The 22,752-nt window shown below is 69.4% G+C and carries 20 protein-coding genes and 1 tRNA gene; 12 read left to right on the top strand and 9 right to left on the bottom strand.

The annotated features are described in order from the left end of the window. Window positions 1-122: 122 nt before the first annotated feature. The 3 genes from ACFW9O_RS08905 to ACFW9O_RS08895 all read right to left on the bottom strand — a co-directional run bounded on the left by ACFW9O_RS08905 (window position 123) and on the right by ACFW9O_RS08895 (window position 3,258). Entirely contained in the window at window positions 123-1,064 is a 942-nt protein-coding gene (locus tag ACFW9O_RS08905) for a DUF4429 domain-containing protein (RefSeq protein WP_384606688.1), read from the bottom strand. An 86-nt stretch (window positions 1,065-1,150) separates the two neighbouring features. Further along, entirely contained in the window at window positions 1,151-2,365 is a 1,215-nt protein-coding gene (locus ACFW9O_RS08900; protein ID WP_351168311.1) for an alpha/beta hydrolase, read from the bottom strand. A gap of 224 nt (window positions 2,366-2,589) precedes the next feature. After that, window positions 2,590-3,258, bottom strand: a complete 669-nt coding sequence (locus ACFW9O_RS08895; protein ID WP_384606685.1) for a TetR family transcriptional regulator — start codon at window positions 3,256-3,258, stop codon at window positions 2,590-2,592. 114 nt (window positions 3,259-3,372) lie between these two features. Here ACFW9O_RS08895 and ACFW9O_RS08890 point away from each other — a divergent pair, with 114 nt between their 5' ends. Continuing rightward, window positions 3,373-4,983, top strand: coding sequence for an MFS transporter (locus ACFW9O_RS08890; RefSeq protein ID WP_351168315.1), 1,611 nt, complete (start codon window positions 3,373-3,375; stop codon window positions 4,981-4,983). A 196-nt stretch (window positions 4,984-5,179) separates the two neighbouring features. Beyond that, a complete protein-coding gene (locus ACFW9O_RS08885; RefSeq protein ID WP_384606682.1) occupies window positions 5,180-5,605 on the top strand; it encodes a peptidase inhibitor family I36 protein in 426 nt (141 codons plus the stop codon). A 59-nt stretch (window positions 5,606-5,664) separates the two neighbouring features. Here ACFW9O_RS08885 and aceE read toward each other — a convergent pair whose 3' ends face one another. Next, a complete protein-coding gene (gene aceE / locus ACFW9O_RS08880; RefSeq protein WP_384606679.1) occupies window positions 5,665-8,406 on the bottom strand; it encodes a pyruvate dehydrogenase (acetyl-transferring), homodimeric type in 2,742 nt (913 codons plus the stop codon). A gap of 482 nt (window positions 8,407-8,888) precedes the next feature. On the opposite strand from aceE, the gene ACFW9O_RS08875 reads away from it, so the two are divergent. From ACFW9O_RS08875 to ACFW9O_RS08850, 6 genes are all read left to right on the top strand, one after another. Next, window positions 8,889-9,329: a DUF3052 domain-containing protein gene (locus ACFW9O_RS08875; protein WP_329211418.1), complete on the top strand. Its 441-nt coding sequence runs from the start codon at window positions 8,889-8,891 to the stop codon at window positions 9,327-9,329. A gap of 164 nt (window positions 9,330-9,493) precedes the next feature. Beyond that, the gene (locus tag ACFW9O_RS08870) at window positions 9,494-9,952 is read left to right on the top strand and encodes a peroxiredoxin (protein ID WP_384606677.1); all 459 of its coding nucleotides are present in this window, start codon (window positions 9,494-9,496) and stop codon (window positions 9,950-9,952) included. Window positions 9,953-10,091: 139 nt separating this feature from the next. After that, window positions 10,092-10,667 (top strand): TerD family protein, encoded by a 576-nt coding sequence (locus ACFW9O_RS08865; protein ID WP_351168324.1) that lies wholly within the window; start codon window positions 10,092-10,094, stop codon window positions 10,665-10,667. Between the two features lie 130 nt (window positions 10,668-10,797). After that, entirely contained in the window at window positions 10,798-11,373 is a 576-nt protein-coding gene (locus ACFW9O_RS08860) for a TerD family protein (protein WP_329211423.1), read from the top strand. A gap of 70 nt (window positions 11,374-11,443) precedes the next feature. Then, a complete protein-coding gene (locus ACFW9O_RS08855) occupies window positions 11,444-12,592 on the top strand; it encodes a DUF475 domain-containing protein (RefSeq protein WP_384606675.1) in 1,149 nt (382 codons plus the stop codon). Between the two features lie 148 nt (window positions 12,593-12,740). Then, window positions 12,741-13,475 (top strand): Tellurium resistance, encoded by a 735-nt coding sequence (locus tag ACFW9O_RS08850; protein WP_384606672.1) that lies wholly within the window; start codon window positions 12,741-12,743, stop codon window positions 13,473-13,475. A 33-nt stretch (window positions 13,476-13,508) separates the two neighbouring features. Here ACFW9O_RS08850 and ACFW9O_RS08845 read toward each other — a convergent pair whose 3' ends face one another. Beyond that, a complete protein-coding gene (locus tag ACFW9O_RS08845) occupies window positions 13,509-14,378 on the bottom strand; it encodes a TerD family protein (RefSeq protein WP_384606669.1) in 870 nt (289 codons plus the stop codon). Window positions 14,379-14,588: 210 nt separating this feature from the next. Here ACFW9O_RS08845 and ACFW9O_RS08840 point away from each other — a divergent pair, with 210 nt between their 5' ends. The 3 genes from ACFW9O_RS08840 to ACFW9O_RS08830 are packed head-to-tail and all read left to right on the top strand — an operon-like array spanning window position 14,589 to window position 19,099. Then, the gene (locus ACFW9O_RS08840; protein ID WP_384606666.1) at window positions 14,589-15,749 is read left to right on the top strand and encodes an HpcH/HpaI aldolase/citrate lyase family protein; all 1,161 of its coding nucleotides are present in this window, start codon (window positions 14,589-14,591) and stop codon (window positions 15,747-15,749) included. Between the two features lie 6 nt (window positions 15,750-15,755). Then, a complete protein-coding gene (locus ACFW9O_RS08835) occupies window positions 15,756-18,275 on the top strand; it encodes a phosphoribosyltransferase (protein WP_384606665.1) in 2,520 nt (839 codons plus the stop codon). Between the two features lie 17 nt (window positions 18,276-18,292). Next, window positions 18,293-19,099 carry an HAD family hydrolase gene (locus tag ACFW9O_RS08830; RefSeq protein ID WP_384607828.1) on the top strand — a complete coding sequence of 269 codons (807 nt, stop codon included), beginning with the start codon at window positions 18,293-18,295 and terminating at the stop codon, window positions 19,097-19,099. Between the two features lie 122 nt (window positions 19,100-19,221). Here the strand turns inward: ACFW9O_RS08830 and ACFW9O_RS08825 are convergent, their stop codons facing one another. From ACFW9O_RS08825 to ACFW9O_RS08810, 4 genes are all read right to left on the bottom strand, one after another. Continuing rightward, a complete protein-coding gene (locus ACFW9O_RS08825; RefSeq protein ID WP_351168336.1) occupies window positions 19,222-19,446 on the bottom strand; it encodes a zinc ribbon domain-containing protein in 225 nt (74 codons plus the stop codon). A 9-nt stretch (window positions 19,447-19,455) separates the two neighbouring features. Continuing rightward, window positions 19,456-20,049 carry a DUF4383 domain-containing protein gene (locus ACFW9O_RS08820; protein ID WP_384606661.1) on the bottom strand — a complete coding sequence of 198 codons (594 nt, stop codon included), beginning with the start codon at window positions 20,047-20,049 and terminating at the stop codon, window positions 19,456-19,458. A gap of 191 nt (window positions 20,050-20,240) precedes the next feature. After that, window positions 20,241-21,608 (bottom strand): hypothetical protein, encoded by a 1,368-nt coding sequence (locus tag ACFW9O_RS08815; protein WP_351168340.1) that lies wholly within the window; start codon window positions 21,606-21,608, stop codon window positions 20,241-20,243. A 73-nt stretch (window positions 21,609-21,681) separates the two neighbouring features. Next, complete coding sequence (locus ACFW9O_RS08810; RefSeq protein ID WP_384606658.1) at window positions 21,682-22,479, bottom strand: DUF4097 family beta strand repeat-containing protein; 798 nt, start codon at window positions 22,477-22,479, stop codon at window positions 21,682-21,684. 198 nt (window positions 22,480-22,677) lie between these two features. Here ACFW9O_RS08810 and ACFW9O_RS08805 point away from each other — a divergent pair. Next, window positions 22,678-22,752: transfer RNA gene (locus tag ACFW9O_RS08805), tRNA-Val, on the top strand.

Below are 22,752 nucleotides of genomic sequence, written 5' to 3'. Positions count from 1 at the left end.
TCCCCGTACGGGGGTAGGGGGTGGGCTCCGCCCGAAGGCCGGGACCGGCTCGCCCGCAACAGTTCCGCCCGCTCATGTGCCGCTCGGCTCGCCCCCACAGCTCCGTGCCGCTCGGCTCGTCCCTACAGCTCCGCGAGCAGCTGCGCCTTCTTCACGCTGTACTCGTCGTCCGTCACCAGACCGGCCTGGTGCAGCTCCCCGAGGTGCCGGATCCGCTCGGCGATGTCCGCCGGATCACGCCGCACGCCGCCCACCGGGGCGGGGGCCGCCGCCGCGACGGGCACCGACTGGGTCCTGCGCACGGATTCCAGCACGGCCGCGGCGAAGGGCAGCGACTCGTGCACCGGCCCGTAGCCGAGGCCGAAGACGACGGCGGCCGGATCCTGGTCCACCGGTATGTGCGGTACGGCCGGATGCGGGGCGCCCTGCGCCGTGTCCGGCCCGAGGGCGTGCACCGGACCGCCCTCGTCCGCGTCGCCGGCCGTGCCGCGCTTCACCAGCCGCAGGTAGCCCTCGAGAGCCTCGGGCGACCGCCATTGCACGCCGCTGAGATCCGCCACCGGGAAGGTCTGGTCGCCCGCCTTCCACTTGGCGCTGGACGCACCCGTCCAGGACCACCGGAAGGAGACACGGACCCCGTCGAAGCCGGCCCGCCCGTCGTACGCCTTGAAGTTCATCGGCGCCTCGGGAGCCGCGACCAGGAACCGGTCGGCATGCTTCGCCGCGTCCGGTCCGAGCAGGGCCCGCAGCTCGTCCGCGTAGTACTCCGCGAGCGTTTCGCGTTCCGCGGGCAGCACCAGCCGGTAGGGGTCGCAGCTGTCCTTCAGCTGCCCCGCCGCAGCCTCCAGCAGCGGATCGGCGCCGGGTCTCGGCACCGCGTGCAGGACCACCGTCCCCCGCCTGCCCGGGGTCAACGTCACCGACGACAACGCCGCGTACGGAATGCGGCGTTCACGCAGGCTCTGGAAGAGCCTCGGCGTGCGGATCCCCCGTTCGAAGCGGATGAGCAGGGAGTCGGTGTCGAACTCCCAGGTGGCATGAATTCCGGCCAGCACATCACCCATGTGCCTCATCGTATGCGGCACAGGCGCGCACGTCCCCCCTCGGTACAGGCAATCCCCGCAAGGCCTTTCACCGTTCTCTACGCGCGTCAGGCGTCCGGATCACCGGAAATCTCGCGGTGGCACGCCTGGTCGGTGCTCGCGCAGCTGACCGAGTCGTACGCCCCGACGCCGATGGCGGCGAAGTTGCTGAGGCTGTCCGTGCCCGGCTCGAAATAGCCGCTGTGCCCGACCGCGCCGTTCGCCGACACGATGCGCGCGCCGAACTCCGGGTCGACCGGGTCGGCACCGTGACCGAGCCCGCCCACGGCCATGTTCGGCACGTCCTGGATCCAGTCGTCGCCGTCCCGCATCGCCCACACCCTGGCGCCGGTGTCCAGCGCCTCGGCACTGTCCGCGCGCATGCCCGGACTGCCGGCGACCGCAATGTCGGACACCCTGGAGGGCAGCTCGCCCTTCGCGGCGACCCCGCACAGCACCGAGCCGTAGCTGTGGCAGAACAGCGACACGGCCGAGGTGCCCGGCAGTGCCTCCACGAGCGCGTTCAGCCGCACCGCCCCGTCGCGAGCGAGTCCGCCCAGGGCGGCGTCCATGCCGATACCGGCGGGCGCGGTGTAGTCCGCCCACGCGATGACGGCCGTACGGGTCCCGGGACGGGCCGCGCGCTCGGCACCGTACAGCTGCTGCGCCATGCCGACGGGGGCGGCGTTCTTCTTGCGGCCGGTGCGTTCCAGGGTCAGCAGGTTCGTGTCGACGCCCGGAACGATCACGGAGATCCGCTTCGCCCGGTCGAGGTCGCCGAACACCTCGGCGGCGTGGCCCCTGCCAGACGGGTCGAAGGCGAGGATCTGCCGGTCCCCGGCGAGCATCGACCGGAAGCGGGCAAGCCGGAGCACCGCCTGGTGGCGGCCGTCGGGCGAGAGTCTGGTGTCCTGCGTCCGCTGCTGTTCCACGGTCTCGGCCAGGGCCAGCGCATGCCGGTTGGCGCGGTAGCGAAGGGTGACCGGGGCGCCGTTCAGATTCCCCACCACGAGCGGGTACTTGTCGGCGAGAGCGACCTGCTGGCCCGCGGTGAGCGTGGCGAAGAAGTGGGCCAGCCGGTACGGCGGCGCGTCGGTGTCCGGGAGGGCGTGACCGGCTATCCGGTCACGGGCCCAGGAAGCGAGCGCGATCTCGCGTGGTGCTTGGGAGTGTTGATGACGCACGGCGGTCCACCCGGTGGTCGCCAGCATCACGAACACCACCGCGACGGCGAGCAGAGCACGCCAGGCGGTGAGCGTGGGGGAGGAGTCGAAGGAAGTCACTGAGCCCCACCCTAGGAGACGCGTACAGGCCGTCGTGAGGGGGGTGACGCACATCACCCGGCTGCGAGGAATTCGGGGGCGCGACCTCACCCTCCGTGTGTGCGGAGCCCACGCTCCGGCGCGCCGGAAGCCCGTTCGGCACCCCGAAAACGTCATGAGGCCGGGGCATTGTGAGTTGGGACATGCCGCGATGGTGAGGCGTGCGGCACAGATGTTCGGTGCGCCTAAGCGGTGCGCCAGTCTTCGGCAAGTGCTGGTCCGAGGCGGTCCAGGTGCATCTCGGTCAGTGCCCGGAGCGCGTCCGCACTCGCGTCCTGCCGTTGTCCCCACAGCTGTCCGGTCATCCGCATCACCCCGGAGAACGCGGCGACGGCCACCCGGGGCCGTGGGTCCGTCTCCGGGTCCAGCCCCTCACGCTCCGCGATCAGCAGCGCCACCTGGTGCTCCAGATCGACGCTGCGCCGCATGAGGGCGGCGAGCAGTACGGGGGTCGATTCGATCATCCGGTAGGTGCGCATGTGGAGTTCGACGGTGACGTCGTCCTCGAGGGCGTCGGCGATGCTGTCCCAGGCGTTCAGGGTGGCCCGGCGCATTGCCTCGAAAGGGGCCTCCGCGGCGGGACGTTGACGAAGCTCCGCGAGGAAGTGCGACTCCCCCATCTCCTGGACGGCGAAGGCCACCGCCTCCTTGTTCGCGAAGTAGCGGAAGAAGGTGCGCTGGGAGACCTCGACGGCGTCGACGATCTCGTCGACGGTGGTCCGGTCGTACCCCTGGGTGGTGAAGAGTTCCAGAGCGGCGTGCAGCAGAGCCTCGCGGGTGCGCTGTTTCTTGCGCTCGCGCAACCCGACCGGAGCCGCGAATGCGGGGGCCCCGGATGTCTGCCTGCGTGTCACGTAGGAGTCCTCTTTCTATCGCTTTGACCTGATCAGCCTACCTGTGAGCTACGTGACAGATACTGACTTGTGAATTGGTTTGTCAACTGTCAGCCGCTGACATAATCTCCCGGCATGACTAGTCAGACCACAGTCGAGAAGGCGCCGCGGGAGCCCGAAGACACCCTCGTTCCCGCACCGGCGAAAGGACTGCGCGGCCATCCCTGGCTGACGCTCTTCGCCGTCGCCATCGGCGTGATGATGGTTGCGCTCGACGGCACGATCGTCGCGATCGCCAACCCCGCCATCCAGCAGGACCTCGGCGCCTCGCTCGCCGACGTCCAGTGGATCACCAACGGCTACATGCTCGCACTCGCGGTCTCCCTGATCACCGCGGGCAAGCTCGGTGACCGCTTCGGCCACCGCCAGACCTTCCTGATAGGAATCGCCGGCTTCGCCGCGGCCTCGGCGGCCATCGGCCTCGCCGACAGCGTCACGCTGGTGATCGTCTTCCGCGTGCTGCAGGGCCTCTTCGGCGCCCTGCTGATGCCCGCGGCGCTCGGCCTGCTGCGCGCCACCTTCCCCGCCGAGAAGCTGAACATGGCGATCGGCATCTGGGGCATGGTGATCGGCGCCTCGACCGCGGGCGGTCCCATCCTCGGCGGTGTGCTCGTGGAGCACGTCAGCTGGCAGTCCGTCTTCTTCATCAACGTGCCGGTCGGCGTGCTCGCGCTGGTCTTCGGTCTGGTGATCCTCAAGGACCACCGCGCCGAGAACGCGCCCAAGTCCTTCGACATCGGCGGCATCGTGCTGCTGTCGCAGGCGATGTTCTGCTTGATCTGGTCGCTCATCAAGGGTTCCGAGTGGGGCTGGGGCGACCCCAAGACCCTCGGCTTCCTCGGCGCCGCCGTGGTCCTGTTCATCGTGTTCGCGCTCTCCCAGAAGAACGTCCGCGAGCCGCTCATCCCGCTGGCCATGTTCCGCTCCGTGCCGCTCTCGGCCGGTGTGATCCTGATGGTGCTGATGGCCTTCGCCTTCATGGGCGGGCTGTTCTTCGTCACCTTCTACCTGCAGAACGTCCACGGCATGAGCCCGGTCGACAGCGGTCTGCACCTGCTGCCGCTGACCGGAATGATGATCGTCGGCTCGCCGCTCGCCGGCGCGGCCATCACCCGGTTCGGCCCGCGCGTGCCGCTCGTCGGCGGCATGGCGTCCGTCGCGATCGCCATGTTCGGCATGTCGCAGCTGACGATCGGCACCGGCACCCTGACCATGTCGCTCTGGTTCGCGCTGCTCGGCTTCGGCCTCGCACCGGTCATGGTCGGCGCCACCGAGGTCATCGTGGGCAACGCCCCGCTGGAGCTCTCCGGTGTCGCGGGCGGACTGCAGCAGGCCGCGATGCAGGTCGGAGGCAGCCTCGGTACGGCGGTCCTGGGTGCCGTCATGGCCTCCCAGGTCGACGCGAAGCTCGGTGACAACTGGAAGGCCGCGGAACTCCCGCCGGTGAACTCCGCCCAGCTGGAGCAGGCGTCCTCGGCCGTCAAGGTCGGTATGCCGCCGGTGGCACCCGGCACCCCGCCGGAGATCGCCGCGAAGATCGCGGGCGTCGCCCATGACACGTTCGTGTCGGGCATGAGCTCCGCGTTCATGGTCGCCGGCATCGTCGCCGTGCTCGCCGGCCTCGTCGCCATGCTCACCAAGCGCGGTGCGAATGCAGGGGCGGGCGCGGGAGCCGGCCACATCTGATCCCGCACGGCCCCGGCGCGCCCCCTGCGCCGAGGCGTCAACACAGCGCACCCGACAGCCCCGCCGGACCCTTCCGGCGGGGCTGTCGCCTATCAGGGTGGTCCGGCGTCCCACCCCTTCCCGGCGCACTGCCCCGCAGGTCAGAGTGCGGACACCGAGCCACTCCGGCTCGCTCGACCACGGGGGTTGATCCACCATGCGTACGACCGTTCTCGCCGCCGCCCTGGCGGCCACCGCGCTCGTCCCGGCCACGGCTCCTGCCGGCGCCGTACCCGCCGCCCACCACGGGCCGGCCGACCAGGGGCGCTCACGCAGCGCCCCGCAGGCCTCACCGGCGGGGCTCGCACCTTGCGGGGCGGGCCAGCTCTGCCTCTGGGCGAAACCTGACTTCACCGGGGCCAGGCAGACCCACGAACTGTCCACGGTCGACATCGAGAGCTGCGTCCCGCTGCCGCCCGCCGACAGCGCGCAGGCCCTCGTCAACCGCACCGGGCGGCCCGTCACCACCTACCAGTCGGCCGAGTGCGAGGAGACCGGGGAGTTCGAGACCTACCCGGGCGGCGGCACCTGGGTGCCCCGCTCCCCGTACACGGTGAGGGCCTTCAAGATCTGGGAGAACTGAACGCCGAAGGGCGGCGGGACCGTGAGGTCCCGCCGCCCTTCACGCAATGCTCCGCGCCGTTACGCGTCGCCGCCGGCGGGGCCCGGGTCGGCCGCCGCCACATCCAGGAGCGCGTACCGGTCGACCGCCGTCTTCAGCGCCGAACGGTCGATCCTGCCCTCCTTCGCCAGCTCCGTGAGCACCGCGAGCACGATCGACTGCGCGTCGATGTGGAAGAAGCGGCGCGCCGCCCCACGGGTGTCCGCGAAGCCGAAGCCGTCGGCGCCCAGCGACTGGTACGCACCGGGCACCCAGCGCGAGATCTGGTCCGGCACCGAACGCATCCAGTCCGAGACGGCCACGAACGGCCCCTCGGAACCGGAGAGCTTCTGCGTCACGTACGGGACGCGCTGCTCCTCCTCCGGGTGGAGCAGGTTGTACCGCTCCACGTCCACGGCCTCGCGGCGCAGCTCGTTCCAGGAGGTCGCCGACCAGACGTCCGCCTTCACGTTCCACTCGTCGGCGAGGATCTGCTGCGCCTCGACCGCCCACGGGACCGCTACGCCGGACGCCATGATCTGGGCCGGGATCTGGCCCTTCTCGCCGCTCCGGTAGCGGTACACGCCCTTGAGGATGCCCTCGACGTCCACATCGGCGGGCTCGGCCGGGTGCTGGATCGGCTCGTTGTAGACGGTGAGGTAGTAGAAGACGTCCTCGTTCTCCTCGGGGGTCCCGCCGTACATCCTGCGCAGACCGTCCTGGACGATGTGCGCGATCTCGTACCCGAACGCCGGGTCGTACGCGACACAGCCCGGGTTCGTCGAGGCGAGCAGCTGCGAGTGTCCGTCCGCGTGCTGGAGCCCCTCACCGGTCAGCGTCGTCCGGCCGGCGGTCGCACCCAGCACGAAGCCGCGCGCGAGCTGGTCGGCCATCTGCCAGAACTGGTCGCCGGTCCGCTGGAAGCCGAACATCGAGTAGAAGACGTACACCGGGATCAGCGGCTCGCCGTGTGTGGCGTACGCGGAACCTGCGGCGATCAGCGAGGCCGTGCAGCCCGCCTCGGAGATGCCGTCGTGCAGCATCTGGCCTGTCGGCGACTCCTTGTAGGCGAGGAGGAGGTCACGGTCCACCGCCTCGTACTGCTGGCCGAGCGGGTTGTAGATCTTCGCACTCGGGAAGAAGGCGTCCATGCCGAAGGTGCGGTACTCGTCGGGCGCGATCAGCACGAAGCGCTTGCCGATCTCCTTGTCCCGCATGAGGTCCTTCAGGACGCGGACGAACGCCATGGTGGTGGCGATCGACTGCTGACCCGAACCCTTCTTCGCAGTCGCGTAGGCCTTGTCGTCCGGCAGGGGGAGCGGCTTGGCACGCACCACGCGGGTCGGGACGTAGCCGCCCAGACCCTGGCGGCGGTCGTGCATGTACTGGATCTCTTCCGAGTCGCGGCCCGGGTGGTAGTAGGGCGGGTAGCCCTCGTCCAGCTGCTTGTCCGTGATCGGGATGTGCAGCCGGTCGCGGAAACGCTTGAGGTCCTCGACCGTGAGCTTCTTCATCTGGTGGGTCGCGTTGCGGCCCTCGAAGTTCGGTCCGAGCGTCCAGCCCTTGACCGTCTGCGCCAGGATCACCGTCGGCTGGCCCTTGTGGGCCTTGGCCGCCGCGTACGCCGCGTAGACCTTCCGGTGGTCGTGGCCGCCGCGCCCCAGGTGCAGGATCTGGTGGTCGGACATGTCCTTGACCATGTCGCGCAGCCGCGGGTCGTCACCGAAGAAGTGATCACGGATGTACGCGCCCGTCTCGGTGGCGTACGTCTGGAACTGGCCGTCCGGCGTGGTGTTCAGCTTGTTGACCAGGATGCCCGTGCGGTCCTGCGCGAGCAGCGGGTCCCAGGTGCGGTCCCAGACCAGCTTGATGACGTTCCAGCCGGCGCCGCGGAACTGCGACTCCAGCTCCTGGATGATCTTCCCGTTGCCGCGCACCGGGCCGTCGAGGCGCTGCAGGTTGCAGTTGACCACGAAGGTGAGGTTGTCCAGACCCTCGCGGGCGGCGATGGAGAGCTGGCCGAGCGACTCGGGCTCGTCCATCTCGCCGTCACCGAGATAGGCCCACACATGCGACTTGGAGGTGTCGGCGATGCCGCGCGCCTCCATGTAGCGGTTCATCCGGGCCTGGTAGATCGCGCCGAGCGGGCCGAGGCCCATCGAGACGGTCGGGAACTCCCAGAAGTCCGGCATCAGCCGCGGGTGCGGATAGCTGGACAGCCCGTACGGCGCCTTCGACTTCTCCTGGCGGAAAGCGTCGAGCTGCGTCTCGCTCAGCCGGTCGAGCAGGAAGGCGCGGGCGTAGATGCCGGGGGAGGCGTGCCCCTGGAAGAAGATCTGGTCGCCGCCGTCGCCCTGTTCCTTGCCGCGGAAGAAGTGGTTGAAGCCCACGTCGTAGAGCGAGGCGGAGGAGGCGAAGGTGGCGATGTGGCCGCCGACACCGATCCCGGGGCGCTGGGCGCGGGAGACCATCACCGCGGCGTTCCACCGGGTCGCGTTGAGTACCTTGCGCTCGATCTCCTCGTCGCCGGGGAAGAACGGCTCGTCCTTCGTGGCGATCGTGTTCACGTAGTCCGTGCTGCGCATCTCCGGCACGGCCACGCGCTTCTCCCGCGCGCGCTCGATGAGCCGGAGCATCAGGTAACGGGCCCGCTCACGGCCTCGCTCGTCGACGGCGGCGTCGAGGGAGTCGAGCCATTCCTGGGTCTCTTCTGGATCGAAGTCCGGGACCTGGCTCGGAAGGCCGCCAATGATGATCGGATTGCGATCGGATCCGGAAGCCACGCTGTTCCTTCGCTGTTCGGTGGTGCTCTTCGGGGCCTGGTTGCGGGGGAACGTACCCCCGGGGCGTCTGCTGTACGCCGACTCCATCGTGTACCGCGAGGGCGTAAACGTCATCTCTACTGTGGGGTAACACAGGGTTCCCGGACGCCGGGTCCGGGCACGAGTATCGGCGGCACGAGGGCGCTCCGGCCCAAACCGCAACCATACGCCCAACCCGGCCATGTGTTCCCAAAGGCTGTTCGACTCCGAATGGCGGACCGAAACGGCATAAGCTGAGTAAGGACGTAAAGGGTCCGGACACCATCGCCGGCCCCGCAGGAGACATGCCGGAAGTTGCGGCGACGTGGCAGGGAACGTCACCGTTTAGGCGGTCTCGGACGCCGGGTACTTGCGCGATTCGCCGAGCCCGTGTGGACTACGGCCAATGCCCCGCGCACGCGCGTGGCTGAAGCATTTTCCGAAACATGATCAGGAGGCAACCCGTGAGCGCGACCGCGGACCACGCGGAGGAACGGACCAACACGGCCGCGAGGCTTGGGTTCGAGCCCGGACAGGTGGTCCAGGAGATCGGCTACGACGACGACGTCGAGCAGGAGCTCCGTGAGGGCATTGAGGCCACAATCGGCCAGGAACTCGTCGACGAGGACTACGACGACGTCGCTGACGTCGTCCTGCTGTGGTTCCGCGACGAGGACGGCGACCTTACGGACGCGCTGGTGGATGCCATTGGTCTGATCGAGGACGGTGGGGCGGTCTGGCTGCTGACGCCCAAGACCGGCCGCGACGGCTACGTCGAACCGAGCGACATCAACGAGGCTGCCCAGACAGCTGGTCTCGCCCAGACCAAGAGCATCAGCGCGGGCAAGGACTGGACGGGCAGCCGTCTGGTCACCCCCAAGGGGGCCAAGGCCAAGCAGCGCTGAGCGTTCTTTCCATCATCGAGGCCCCCGACGGCACTGCGCCGCCGGGGGCCTTCGTACGCGCCCGTCCGGGCCTGCGCGGGTCCGCCGGGGAGCCCTGCGTAGGGTGGGAATCACCCGGACGGGCCAGTCCGGGTCAGTGGTGACGTTGCGAAGGGATGCGTTTCATGGCGATCGAGATCGGCACGCCTGCTCCGGATTTCGAACTGAAGGACAACCACGGGCGGACCGTGAAGCTCTCCGACTTCCGCGGTGAGAAGAACGTGGTGCTCCTCTTCTACCCGTTCGCGTTCACCGGGGTCTGCACGGGCGAGCTCTGCGCGCTCCGCGACGAGCTGCCGAATTTCGAGAACGACGACGTCCAGCTGCTCGCCGTCTCCAACGACTCGATCCACACCCTGCGTGTCTTCGCCGAGCAGGAAGGTCTGGAGTACCCGCTGCTCTCCGACTTCTGGCCGCACGGTGAGACATCCCGGGCATACGGCGTCTTCGACGAGGAGAAGGGCTGCGCTGTGCGCGGCACCTTCATCATCGACAAGGAAGGCGTGGTCCGCTGGACCGTCGTCAACGGCCTGCCCGACGCACGTGACCTGAACGACTACATCAAGGCGCTGGACTCGCTCTGATCCCGGATCTCCTGGCGGCGCCCGGCCAAAAGCCTGTTTTGGCAGGGAACCGGTCACTAGGATCCAATCGTTGATCCGATGCCAACGCACGACGGGGGCGCTGGTGTCTGCCGGCCCTCTCAACACTTTTGGAGGACTCGTGGGAGTCAGCCTCAGCAAGGGCGGCAACGTCTCGCTGACCAAGGCCGCGCCGAACCTGACCGCGGTCATCGTCGGTCTGGGCTGGGATGCCCGTACCACCACCGGTGGTGACTTCGACCTCGACGCCAGCGCTCTGCTGACGAACACCGAGGGCAAGGTCGGCAACGACGGAAATTTCGTCTTCTTCAACAACCTCAAGAGCCCCGACGGCTCGGTCGAGCACACCGGTGACAACCTCACCGGTGAGGGCGAGGGCGACGACGAGGTCATCAAGGTGAACCTCGCCGGTGTCCCGGCGGACGTCGACAAGATCGTCTTCCCGGTCTCCATCTACGAGGCCGAGAGCCGCCAGCAGAGCTTCGGCCAGGTGCGCAACGCGTACATCCGCGTGGTCAACCAGGCGGACAACAGCGAGCTCGCGCGCTACGACCTGAGCGAGGACGCGTCGACGGAGACCGCCATGGTCTTCGGCGAGCTCTACCGCAACGGCGCGGAGTGGAAGTTCCGTGCCATCGGCCAGGGGTATGCCTCGGGTCTGCGCGGTATCGCGCAGGACTTCGGCGTCAACGTCTGAGCCGACTCGGCTCCACCACGTCCGGCGCCGCACGATGTGCGGCGCCGGACGCAGCTCGGCAGAGCGCCGCGCCCCTCCCACGGGCGTCGTGCGTTCGAATGACCGTCCATCGACTCGGGGAGGACACAGCATGGGCGTCACGCTTGCCAAGGGAGGCAATGTCTCCCTCTCCAAGGCCGCACCCAATCTCACCCAGGTGCTGATCGGGCTCGGCTGGGACGCACGATCCACGACCGGAGCCGACTTCGACCTCGACGCCAGCGCGCTGCTGTGCCAGTCGGGCCGGGTCCTCGGTGACGAGTGGTTCGTGTTCTACAACAATCTCACCAGCCCCGACGGCTCCGTCGAGCACACGGGCGACAACCTCACGGGTGAGGGCGAGGGCGACGACGAGTCGGTCATCGTGAACCTCACCCAGGTTCCCGCCCACTGCGACAAGATTCTCTTCCCGGTCTCGATTCATGAAGCGGACAATCGAGGCCAGACGTTCGGGCAGGTCAGCAATGCCTTCATCCGCGTGGTGAATCAGGCGGACGGTCAGGAGCTGGCGCGCTACGACCTGAGCGAGGACGCCTCCACCGAGACGGCGATGATCTTCGGTGAGCTCTACCGGTACGGCGGGGAGTGGAAGTTCCGTGCAGTGGGGCAGGGGTACGCGTCGGGGCTCCGGGGCATCGCTCTAGACTTCGGGGTCAACGTTTCGTAAAGCCGCGCACGGCGCGGGGGAGCCCCGTACTCAGTCGGGGGAGACCCGTACATACATGATGGGGTAGCCAGTGGTCCTGAAAACCTTCGGCTGGTCGTTCGCGGTCACCGCGCTCGGCTTGGTCGCAGCGGTGATCTACGGGGGGTGGCAGGCCTTCGGAATCGTCGCGATCCTGTCGGTCCTGGAGATCTCGCTGTCCTTCGACAACGCGGTGATCAACGCCGGAATCCTGAAGAAGATGAGTGCCTTCTGGCAGAAGATCTTCCTCACGATCGGCGTGCTCATCGCGGTCTTCGGTATGCGGCTGGTCTTCCCCGTCGTGATCGTTGCCATCAGTGCAAATCTCGGGCCCATCGAGGCCATTGATCTTTCCTTCAATGACCCCGACCGGTACAAGGAACTGGTGACGGACGCGCATCCGTCCATTGCCGCCTTCGGTGGCATGTTCCTGCTGATGATCTTCCTCGACTTCATTTTCGAGGACCGGGACATCCAGTGGCTGCGCTGGATCGAGCGTCCGCTCGCCAAGCTCGGCAAGGTCGACATGCTGTCGGTCTGTGTCGCGCTGATCATCCTGATGATCTCCGCCATGACGTTCGCGACCCACGCGCACCAGCACGGTGGTGGCCACGCGGACAAGGCGGAGACCGTCATGCTCTCCGGCATCGCCGGTCTGATCACCTACCTCGTCGTCGGCGGTCTCTCCGGATTCTTCGAGAACAAGCTCGAGGAGGAGGAGGAGCGTGAGCACGAGGCCGAGGAAGAGGCCAGGAAGGCCGGCAAGCCGGTCTCCGCGGTCGTCCTCGCCGGCAAGGCCGCGTTCTTCATGTTCCTCTACCTCGAGGTGCTCGACGCGTCCTTCTCGTTCGACGGTGTCATCGGCGCCTTCGCCATCACCAACGAGATCGTGCTCATGGCCCTCGGCCTCGGTATCGGTGCCATGTACGTCCGTTCGCTCACCGTGTACCTGGTCCGCCAGGGCACCCTGGACGACTACGTCTACCTGGAGCACGGCGCGCACTACGCGATCGGCGCGCTGTCCGTCATCCTGCTCGTCACCATCCAGTACGAGATCAACGAGCTCATCACCGGGCTCGTCGGCGTCGTGCTGATCGGCTGGTCCTTCTGGTCCTCGGTGCGGCGCAACAAGGCGCTCGAGGCGGCCGGCGGCGACGGCGGCGGCTCCGATTCCAAGGCGGAAGTCTCCTCCGGGGTGTGACCCGGTAGGGATTGAGGAACGCTCTCTCTGCGGGGCGGCCCACGGCGGCGGGTCTCCGGGAACACCCGGACCCGGCCCGGTGGCCGCCCCGCAGTGACGTTCGGGGCGTGTGCGGGGTCGGGCTCTACCGATACATGTGGGGGTTGGGATGGCCTTCTGGGACAGCCTGTGGCCGGGGCGGGAAAACCAGTTCGAGTCGGGCAACGCCGCGACGAACTCCATCGTGCTCTCCAAACGGCACGCCACAGTCTCACTGAACAAGCAGGGCGCCCTGTCGGGGAACCTGCGCGTCAACCTCTCCTGGCGTATGCGCACCTCGGACATCGAGGGCAGGTCGCGGCAGAGCGGCAGACTGCTCCGCCCACTGAAGCTCTTCACCCCCGATGTGGTCCAGGCGCACACCCAGGGCGTGGTCAACGTCGACCTGGACCTGGGCTGCATGTACGAGCTGACGGACGGCAGCAAGGGTGTCGTGCAGCCGCTGGGCAACCTGATCGGCGACCTGAACGCCCCGCCGTACATCCGGCTCAGCGGCGACGACCGCTTCGGCGCACCGTCGGGCGAGACGGTCTTCGTGAACCTGGACAAGCGGGACGAGATCAAGCGGCTGCTGTTCTTCGTGTACATCTACGACCAGACCCCGGCCTTCGACCGCACGCACGCCAAGGTGACCCTCTATCCGGGCAACGGCCCGCGGATCGAGATCGAGCTGGACGAACGGGCACCGCAGGCCCGCTCCTGCGCCGTCTTCACGGTGGAGAACGTCAAGGGCGAGCTGATCGTGCGCCGCGAGGTGAAATTCGTGTACGGCTTCCAGTCGGAACTGGACCGGCTGTACGGCTTCGGCATGCAATGGGGACGCGGCTACAAGACGCGGGCCTGAGTGAGCACCGTGAAGGGCGACCGCGCCGCCGGCTCAGGACCGGATGAACTGCGGGCCCTGCGGAGGAAGCACGAACGCCGGATCGGGAGCGTGCGCCGCCGCGGCCGCGGGCTGCGGATAGCCGTAGGCGGGCGGTGCGGAGGCTGGCTGAGGGTAGCCGTAGGCAGGCGCGGAGGTGGGCTGCGGGTAGCCGTAGGCCGGCTGGGGCTGCGCAGCGGGCTGCGGGTACCCGTAGGCGGGCTGCTGGTGCTGGACCGTGGCCTGCGAGTCGGAGCCGGACACCCCGGCCGAGGGCGCGGACGTGGTGGTTTCGGGTACGGGCGGGGTCGGGTCGGGCTCCGCGGCCGCCTCCGCCTCGTCGACCGAGATCCCGAACGCGGTGGCAAGTCCGACCAGGCCGGTCGGGTACCCCTGGCCCACCGCGCGGAACTTCCAGCCGTCGCCGCGCCGGTAGAGCTCGCCGCAGATGATGGCGGTCTCCTCGCCGGTCTCCGCGCGCACATCGAAGACGGCGAGCGGATCGCCGTCCGCGGACGCGGAGTCGTACAGCGATATCCGCAGGTCACGGACCTGCTCGAAGGCCGCTTCGTCGCAGGACGCCGCGATGACCACCTGGTCCACGGACGGGTCGAGCGCGGAGAGATCCGCCTCGATCGTGTCCGTCAGTCCTCCGGCGGCACTGCGCTTGGGCAGCCGTCGCACCAGGCCCGAGGGATGCCGGGGCTGGTTGTAGAAGACGAAGTCCTCATCCGAACGCACACGGCCCGACGCGCCGAGCAGCAGCGCGGAGGCGTCCACGTCCGGGACCCCGGCACCCGGGGTCCAGCGCAGCACAGCCCTTACAGCCATGGCGTCGAGAGGGACGTTCGAGCCCTTCAGCATCGCGTGCGTCATGGCGGTCATCCTGCCTGCTCGTGGGCCTCCCGGACAACGCGGGGGGCCGAACACGCGGGTGGGAGGTGTCAGCAGGCGGAGCGGGGACACTCCGCGAAGAGTGTGAGAAATGGCCGGGTTACCCGAAGTTCATACTCTTGGGGAACTGTCGACACCTGTCCGTACGTACTATTACCGGCCATACGTTGTCCGGCCTGTCAGGCAGTACGGGGGAATCACATGCGTCATTTCGGGCACATCTCGCCCACTGCCCGAGAGGGCCTGTTCTTCCGGGAGCCATGCGAATTCAACGCTGAGTCCTCCGCCCGCATGCTGTCGGTGGCCCTCGGCGCCACCCTCTACAGCCCGGCGACCCGGCCACAACTGGCCGAGGACGTGATCAAGCAGGGCAGGCGCGGTGTCGTGTCGATGGTGCTCTGCCTGGAGGATTCGATCGACGACGCCGAAGTCGTCGGCGCCGAGGCGAACCTCGTCAGACAGTTTGCCGATCTTGATTCACGGGGCGTCGAACTGCCGCTGCTCTTCATCAGGGTCCGGGAGCCGGAACAGATTTCCGACCTCGTGGAACGCCTCGGCGACTCGGTCCGATTGTTGTCCGGTTTTGTACTTCCGAAATTCACGGAGGAGCGGGGAGAGCTGTTCCTCGAGGCCCTCACCGCGGCGGAAGCCGCCGGCGGGTGCCGGCTGTTCGCGATGCCGGTCCTCGAGTCGCCCGAGCTGCTGCACCTGGAGACCAGGAGCGACACCCTCCGCGGAATCGCCCGCACCGTCGACAAGTACCGGGACCGGGTCCTCGCGCTGCGCCTCGGCGTCACGGACTTCTGCTCCGCCTACGGTCTGCGCCGCGCCCCCGACATGACGGCCTACGACGTCCAGATCGTCGGCGCGGTCATCGGTGACGTCGTCAACGTGCTGGGCCGGGCCGACGGCACCGGCTTCACCATCACCGGGCCGGTGTGGGAGTACTTCCGCCTCCAGGAGCGCATGTTCAAACCGCAGCTGCGCCGCAGCCCCTTCATGGGGCGTGCCGAGGAGCTGCGCACCGCCCTCATCGAGCACGACCTCGACGGACTGCTGCGCGAGATCGAGCTCGACCGGGCCAACGGACTGCTCGGCAAGACCTGTATCCACCCCTCCCACGTCCTGCCGGTGCACGCACTGTCGGTCGTGAGCCACGAGGAGTTCAGTGACGCGCAGGACATCCTGCGGCCGGAACGGGGCGGCGGCGGGGTGCTGCGCTCGGCGTACACGAACAAGATGAACGAAGTGAAACCCCACCGCGCCTGGGCCGAGCGGACCCTGCAGCGGGCCGAGGTCTTCGGAGTGGCCAAGGAGGACGTCGGCTTCGTCGAGCTCCTGGCCGCGGGTCTGGCGGACTGAGTGGTCATGGGCGGGCACGCAACGGAAGAAGAGGCAGTGGACGTGAAGTGGTCGGGTGACTGGGTCGCCGAGCGGCTCGGGGTCGAGCTCGTCGGCGACGGTGAGCTCCGGGAGCTGCTGGGCCTCGCCCTGCGCCGCAACCCGAAGCGGGCCCACCTGCTCGTGTCGAACGTGCTGGGCAAGCATGTGCCGCAGCGGCCCTCGCTCGTGTACGGGGCGGGGTTCGAGCTCGGGGAACGGGTGCGGGACCTGCTGGGCGAGGCAGAGGCCCGGCGGGCCGTCGTCCTCGGGTACGCGGAAACGGCGACCGGCCTCGGCCACGCCGTCGCCGACGGGCTCGGGGTGGCCACGTACCTCCACTCGACCCGGCGCCCCGTCGCGGGCGTCGCACCGGCGGGCGGCTTCGAGGAGGCGCACTCGCACGCGACGTCCCATCTGCTGCTCCCCGAGGACCCGGACCTGCTGACGGGCGCGGCGACCGCGGACTCCCCGAGTACACCGCTCGTCCTGGTCGACGACGAGTTCTCCACCGGCAACACCGTGCTCAACACCATCCGCGACCTCCACGCGCGCTACCCCCGGGAGCGGTACGTCGTCGTGACCCTCGTGGACATGCGGTCCGAGGCCGACCAGGGGCGGCTCGCCGAATTCGCCGAGGAGATCGGCGCCCGGGTCGACCTGGTCGCCCGCGCCCGCGGCACCGTACGGCTGCCCGAAGGCGTCCTGGAGAAGGGCCGCGCACTCGTCGCCGCCCACGAGGAGGCCCCGGGCACCGTCGCCGCCCACGAGGAGACCCCCTCGGGCGGGGCGGCCGCCCCGCGCGGTGCCCGTCCCGCTCCCGTACGGGTCGAGCTGGGCTGGCCTGACGGACTCCCCGACGGCGGGCGCCACGGATTCACCCCCGTGCACCGTGCGGCCCTGGAGGCAGCCCTGCCGGACATGGCAGCCCGGATCGCCGACGCGCTGGGCGACGCCCGCAGGGTGCTCGTCCTCGGCTTCGAAGAGCTGATGTACGCGCCGCTGCGGCTGGGCACCGCCCTGGAGGAGGCCACCACCGCCGACGTGCGGTACTCCACCACCACCCGCTCGCCCGTCCTCGCCGTGGACGACCCCGGCTACGCGATTCGCACCCGCCTCATCTTCCCGGCCCACGACGACCCCGCCGACGGGCCCGGCGACCGGTACGCGTACAACGTCGCGGGCGCCGGCTTCGACGCCGTCGTGGCCGTGGTCGACTCCGCCGCAGACACCGCGGCGCTGCACGCCCCCGACGGGCTGCTCGCCCGGCTCGCCGCGCACACGGACCAGGTCCTGCTGGCGGTCGTCCCCTCGTACACCCCGCCGCCCGCCCTCCCGTCCACCCTCGAAAGGCAGGAAGCCTCCATGCTGCCCGAACCCCTCCGGGGCCCCGCCTTCTCCTCCTACGCGGCGGACGACGTCGGCTGGCTGCTCCAGGACCTCTCGGACACCGTGCTGGAGGCCCCCACGGAGGAACGCGAGGAGGCGATACAGAGCGGTGGCGCGCACTACGCCGAATCGCTGCCCGTCGAGTACCAGCCCACCCCGCAGTACCAGGAGCTGTTCAAGGCCGCCCTGGACTCCTCGGCCGCCCGTATCGCCCGAGCCGTCGGAACGGTCACCGAGACGGTGCTCGCCGAACGCGGCCCCCGCCCCGTGCTGGTATCGCTCGCCCGTGCCGGCACCCCCGTCGGGGTCCTCATGCGCCGCTGGGCCCAGCACCGGCACGGTCTCGACCTGCCGCACTACGCCGTCTCCATCGTCCGGGGCCGGGGCATCGACGCCAACGCCCTGCGCTGGCTGGCCGCCCATCACGACCCGGCGGACGTCGTCTTCGTCGACGGCTGGACGGGCAAGGGCGCCATCACCCGTGAACTGGCCGCCGCACTCGAGGAGTTCGACGGCTTCAACCCGGAGATCGCGGTACTGGCCGACCCGGGCGGCTGCGTCGGCACGTACGGAACACGCGAGGACTTCCTCATCCCGTCCGCCTGCCTCAACTCCACGGTCTCCGGACTGATCTCCCGTACGGTCCTGCGCTCCGACCTCGTCGGCCCCGACGACTTCCACGGAGCGAAGTTCTACCGGGAACTCGCGGACTCCGACGTGTCCGCCTTCTTCCTCGACACGGTCGCCGCCCGCTTCGACGAGGTCGCCGACGCGGTGGACTCCGACGCCAAGGAAATGCTCGCCGCGGACCGCGCCCCCACCTGGGAGGGCTGGGCCGCCGTCGAACGGATCAGTGAGGAGTACGGCATCCACGACGTGAACCTCGTCAAGCCGGGCGTCGGAGAGACGACCCGTGTGCTGCTGCGCCGAGTGCCGTGGAAGATCCTCGCCAAGCGTGGCGCGGGCAGCGACCTCGACCACGTACGGCTGCTCGCCGAACAGCGCGGCGTCCCCGTCGAGGAGGTCGGTGAACTCCCGTACACCTGCGTCGGACTGATCCACCCGAAGTTCACCCGGGGCGCCACGGGCGCGGACGGCAAGGCGGTGACGGGACAGTGAGCGCGCCCGTGACGCTGGTGGCCAGCGACCTCGACCGCACCCTCATCTACTCGGCCGCGGCCCTCCAGCTGTCCATGCCGGACGCGGAGGCCCCACGACTGCTCTGCGTCGAGGTCTACGGGCACAAGCCGCTCTCCTACATGACGGAGAAAGCTGCCGCACTGCTCGACGAACTGGCCCGAAGCACCGTCTTCGTACCGACCACCACCCGGACCCGTGAGCAGTACGGACGCATCCACCTTCCCGGCCCCGCACCCCGGTACGCCATATGCGCCAACGGCGGACACATCCTGGTCGACGGAGTCTCCGACCCGGACTGGCAGACGCAGGTCGCCCGCCGGCTCGCCGACGAATGCGCCACGCTCGCCGAGGTCCGCGCCCACCTGGTCGCCACGGCCGATCCCGCCTGGCTGCTCAAGGAACGGGTCGCCGAGAACGTCTTCGCGTACCTCGTGGTCGAACGCTCACTCCTCCCCGACGGCTGGGTGAAGGAGCTGGCGGCCTGGGCGGACCCCCGTGGCTGGACGGTCTCCCTGCAGGGCCGCAAGATCTACGCCGTCCCCAAGCCGCTCACCAAGAGCGCCGCGATGAACGAGGTCGCCCGCCGCTGCGGCGCCACGACCACGCTCGCCGCCGGAGACTCACTCCTCGACGCCGACCTGCTGCTCGCCGCCGACCACGCCTGGCGCCCGGGGCACGGCGAACTCGCGGACAGCGGCTGGCGGGCGCCCAACGTCCAGGTACTGCGGGAGCGGGGCGTTGCAGCGGGTGAAGAGATCCTGAGCCGATTGCTGCGCGCGTCGGCGCGGCGGACGGGCCGCTGAGCGGCCGGCCGCCGAGAGGTCACTCTGTCTGCACGGGCTCCGCTGGGCCCTTCTGCGGGGACCCCGCGGGGATCACCCCTGCGCGGAGCGGACCCGCTGGGACCTGTACGGACCCGCTGGGATCACCCGCAGCAGCCGCCTCCGCAGCAGCCACCGCCACCGCCGGACGGTGCGGGAGCGGAGGCGGCCGCGCCGGCGGACGAGCCGCCCACAGCCACGGCGGAGAGCAGCTTCACGGTGTCCTCGTGCCCTGCCGGGCAGGAGGCCGGAGCGGAGGACTCCGCCATGGGACGGCTGACTTCGAACGTCTCGCCGCAGGGGCGGCAACGGAACTCGTAACGAGGCATGGCCCCAGATTACGGCCTCTTCCTCGTGACCTGCGGCTGCGTGACCCGCGTGACCTCAGGCATCTGGACGCGACTGCGGCGCTCCTCGAGCATGACCTGCTCCGGGTGACGCGACCGCCAGTACGGATTGTCGTGCGGCAGACCGCCGCTGACCCTCCCGTACATACCGAACATCATCAGCAGCAACCCGATCGCGAAGCTGAACAGCACGTTCTGCATCTCGAAGGCGAGGAAGTTGAGGCCCGTGTCCAGCAGGGCCAGATTCACGAAGCCGCTGAGGATGAAGGCGATGCCCAGGACCATGTTCAGGGTCGAGGCGAAGTTCCCGCCGATCACCATCCCGACGAACAGCAGCAGCCCGACACAGATGGACAGCACGCCGAGCGCACCGTTGGTGCTCAGGCCCGCCACCGTGTCGCCGCCGGTGTCGAAGAAGCCGATCCGGTCGATCAGCCCCAGGATGCCGAAGGCGAGGAGGAACAGCCCGGCAAGCCCGGCCCCCACCCGGTAGACCTGGCTGAGCCGGTGGTCCACCGGCAGATGCTCGTCGAGCCGGGTGGCCTTGCGGCGCCGGCCCGTGGGATGCAGGACATGAGTGGCCATGACGGCCTCCTTCGGCCCGTGCGGCCAGAACACACCAGCGGGAACCGTGGCGTACTTCCAGGATCGGCCCACCGGCCAACATGGACAAATCGGACTGCTGGCAGGGGCTGCCGGACGGGACCGGCGGTACGCGACGGGACCCGTCCCGCCCTGAGGTAGGAAATCTCGGGCCACGCGGGTCCCGGCGGTCCTCAGGCGCCGCTGCCGCGCTCCTCGCGGATCGCCGAGACCACCCGGGCCGTCGTCCGCCGCACGGTCTCGGTCTCGGTCAGGAAGTGCCAGTAGTCGGGGTGACGCCCCTCGAGCCCGGCGACGGCGCGTTCGAGCCGGGCCACGGCATCGTCCAGCGGGCGGGCGTGGAGCGGATCGGGGGTGTGACGGCCGGCCATGGCGAGGCGCTGCGCGTCCCGGATCGCGAACCGCGTCCGGTCGATCTCCACCTGCGGATCCTTGGCCACGGCGTCCAGACGCTGCAGCCGGTCACCGGCGGCGGACACCGCTTCGTCGGTCGCGTTGAGCAGGGCCCGGACGGTACTCAGCCGGGCGGTCGCATCGGCCCAGCTCTGCTGGTCGCGAGCCGTGGCGGCCTCCGCCAGCTTCTCCTCCGCCTGCCGGATGTTGACCGCGGCCTGGTCGGGCACGGGCTGCAGGTCCTGCCAGCAGGCAGCCGAGAAGCGGCGCCGCAGTTCGCTGAGCACCGGCTCGACCTGCCCGGCGCGCGTCGTCAGCGCCTGGGCCCGGGTACGCAGCGACACGAGCCGGCGGTCGATCTCGGCAGCCCGCTCAGGAAGCCGGTCCGCCTCCGCCCGCACCGCCTCGGCATCGCGCAGCACCTGGTCGGCGCGCTGCAGCGTCTCGGCCACGCCGTGCCGTCCGGCACCCTGGTTGAGCTTGGTCAGCTCCGGCGCGAGAGCCGCCAGCCGTGCGGCGAGATCATCGGCACGCATCCCGGACGCCCGTACGGCGTCGAGCGCGTTGCTCGCACCGAGGAGCGCCTGCCGGGCGCGCTCCACGGCGGGAGCGAGCCGGGCGAGCTGCGTCTCAGCGCTGCCGAGCAGCGATCCCAGTCCCGCGGCGAAGCGGTCGAGCTCGCCCTTCACCCGCACCAGCTCGTCCTTGGCCCGGGTCAGCTGGGTCCTGGCACCGGCCGCGGCGGCGGGTTCGAGATCGTCACGGTCGAGGTCGTGTGCGTCGACCGCGGTGATGTACCCGTGGCTGACCTCGTCGATCCGCCTGCCCAGCGCGGCGAAGTCCTCCGCCGCCTTGCGAGCACGGGGCGAACTGTCGACCGCGATGATCGTCTCGATGGAGATCTGCAGATCCCGCTGGGCGGTGTCCAGCTCGTAGAACGCCGCCGCGGCCGCGTCCTTCGCCGCCTGGGCGTCGGCCCTCTCGTTCTCACCGCGCCCGCCGAACCAACGCCGCGTGCCCCCGCCCGCGAAGGCGGCCGGCAGTGCGGCGGCGATCAGGGGCACCGGGAGCAGCATCAGCACCAGGACGTCCTTGACGGCGGAACTTCCACTCGCTTTCGCCTGCGGCCGCGCGTGTGTCGCCGTCACATCCCTCTCCCGTGCCGATTCGCCCTGTCCCCGGTACATTCTCCCACCCGGTAAGGACGAACACACGGGTCCGTTAGTTCGCGCTTCGGACGGTGACTTCACCGTTGTCGCTGCGCGCCTTCACCACGTGAGGGCTGCTGTCGCTGCGCGGTACGTCCACGGAGACGTCACCGTTGTCGGCCTCGGCGGTCACGGCGTACGTCCCGCCGCCCTTCGGGAGGTCGATGGTGATGCTCCCGTTGTCGCTGACGGTGTCGACCAGGTCCGGTACCCGGGTGACCCCGAGCCGGATCGACCCGTTGTCCGAACGGGCGACCACCGACGGACCGGAGAACTCATCGGCCACGACGGACCCGTTGTTGCTCTGGAGCCGCAGCGGCCCGCTCGAGTCACGTACGACGACCCCACCGTTGTCGGAGTCGAGCACGAGCCGGGTGTCGAACCCGGACGCGGTGACCCTGCCGTTGTCCGCGTTCACGTTCAGTGCCACGCCGCGGGGCACCTTGACCCGGTGATGCGAGGCGCAGTCACTAATCACCGCGTCGCACTTCACCTTCAACGTCAGCTTGTCGCCCTCCAGCTTCCAGCTGGCGTCCGGACCGTTGCCCAGCACGACCCACCCGTCGACACGTCGGGTCACCTCGACCTCCTTCACATCGGCGGGCACGAGGTCCAGCGAGGAGTTGCCGGCGTCGATGGTGAGGGTCTTCCCACTGAAGGCGAACGACTTGTGCTCGGCGGGCGCCCCCTCCACGTCCGTACTGCCGCAGCCGCTGAGGGCCACGACGAGAAGAGCGGCTCCACCGGCGGCCGCGACGAGCGTCCCGGTACGTGAGCGGGTGTGGGTGTGGGTGCGGGTACGGAAAGTCATGGCGATCGGATCCCCCTGAGAGCGCTGCCGGTGTGCCTCCACGGTATGTACGACGCGCCCCGCGAACGATCCGGACGGCTACCCTCTCCGGGGTGGGGTTACCCCCCGCACGCCACCCCACCGGCTCCGGGCCGGTCCGGGCACGTAACCGGATTGCCGGGCAGGGGCGTGAGCCATGTAATCTGTTGCCTCATCCACGGGTGCGTAGCTCAGGGGTAGAGCGCTGCTCTTACAAAGCAGATGTCGGCGGTTCGAAACCGTCCGCGCCCACCA

Origin of the sequence: Streptomyces sp. NPDC059499, from assembly GCF_042749285.1 — a bacterium.
Classification (GTDB): Bacteria; Actinomycetota; Actinomycetes; order Streptomycetales; family Streptomycetaceae; genus Streptomyces.
The sequence above is the reverse complement of the archived record's forward strand: the minus strand, read 5'-3'. Positions and strand labels throughout refer to the sequence as shown.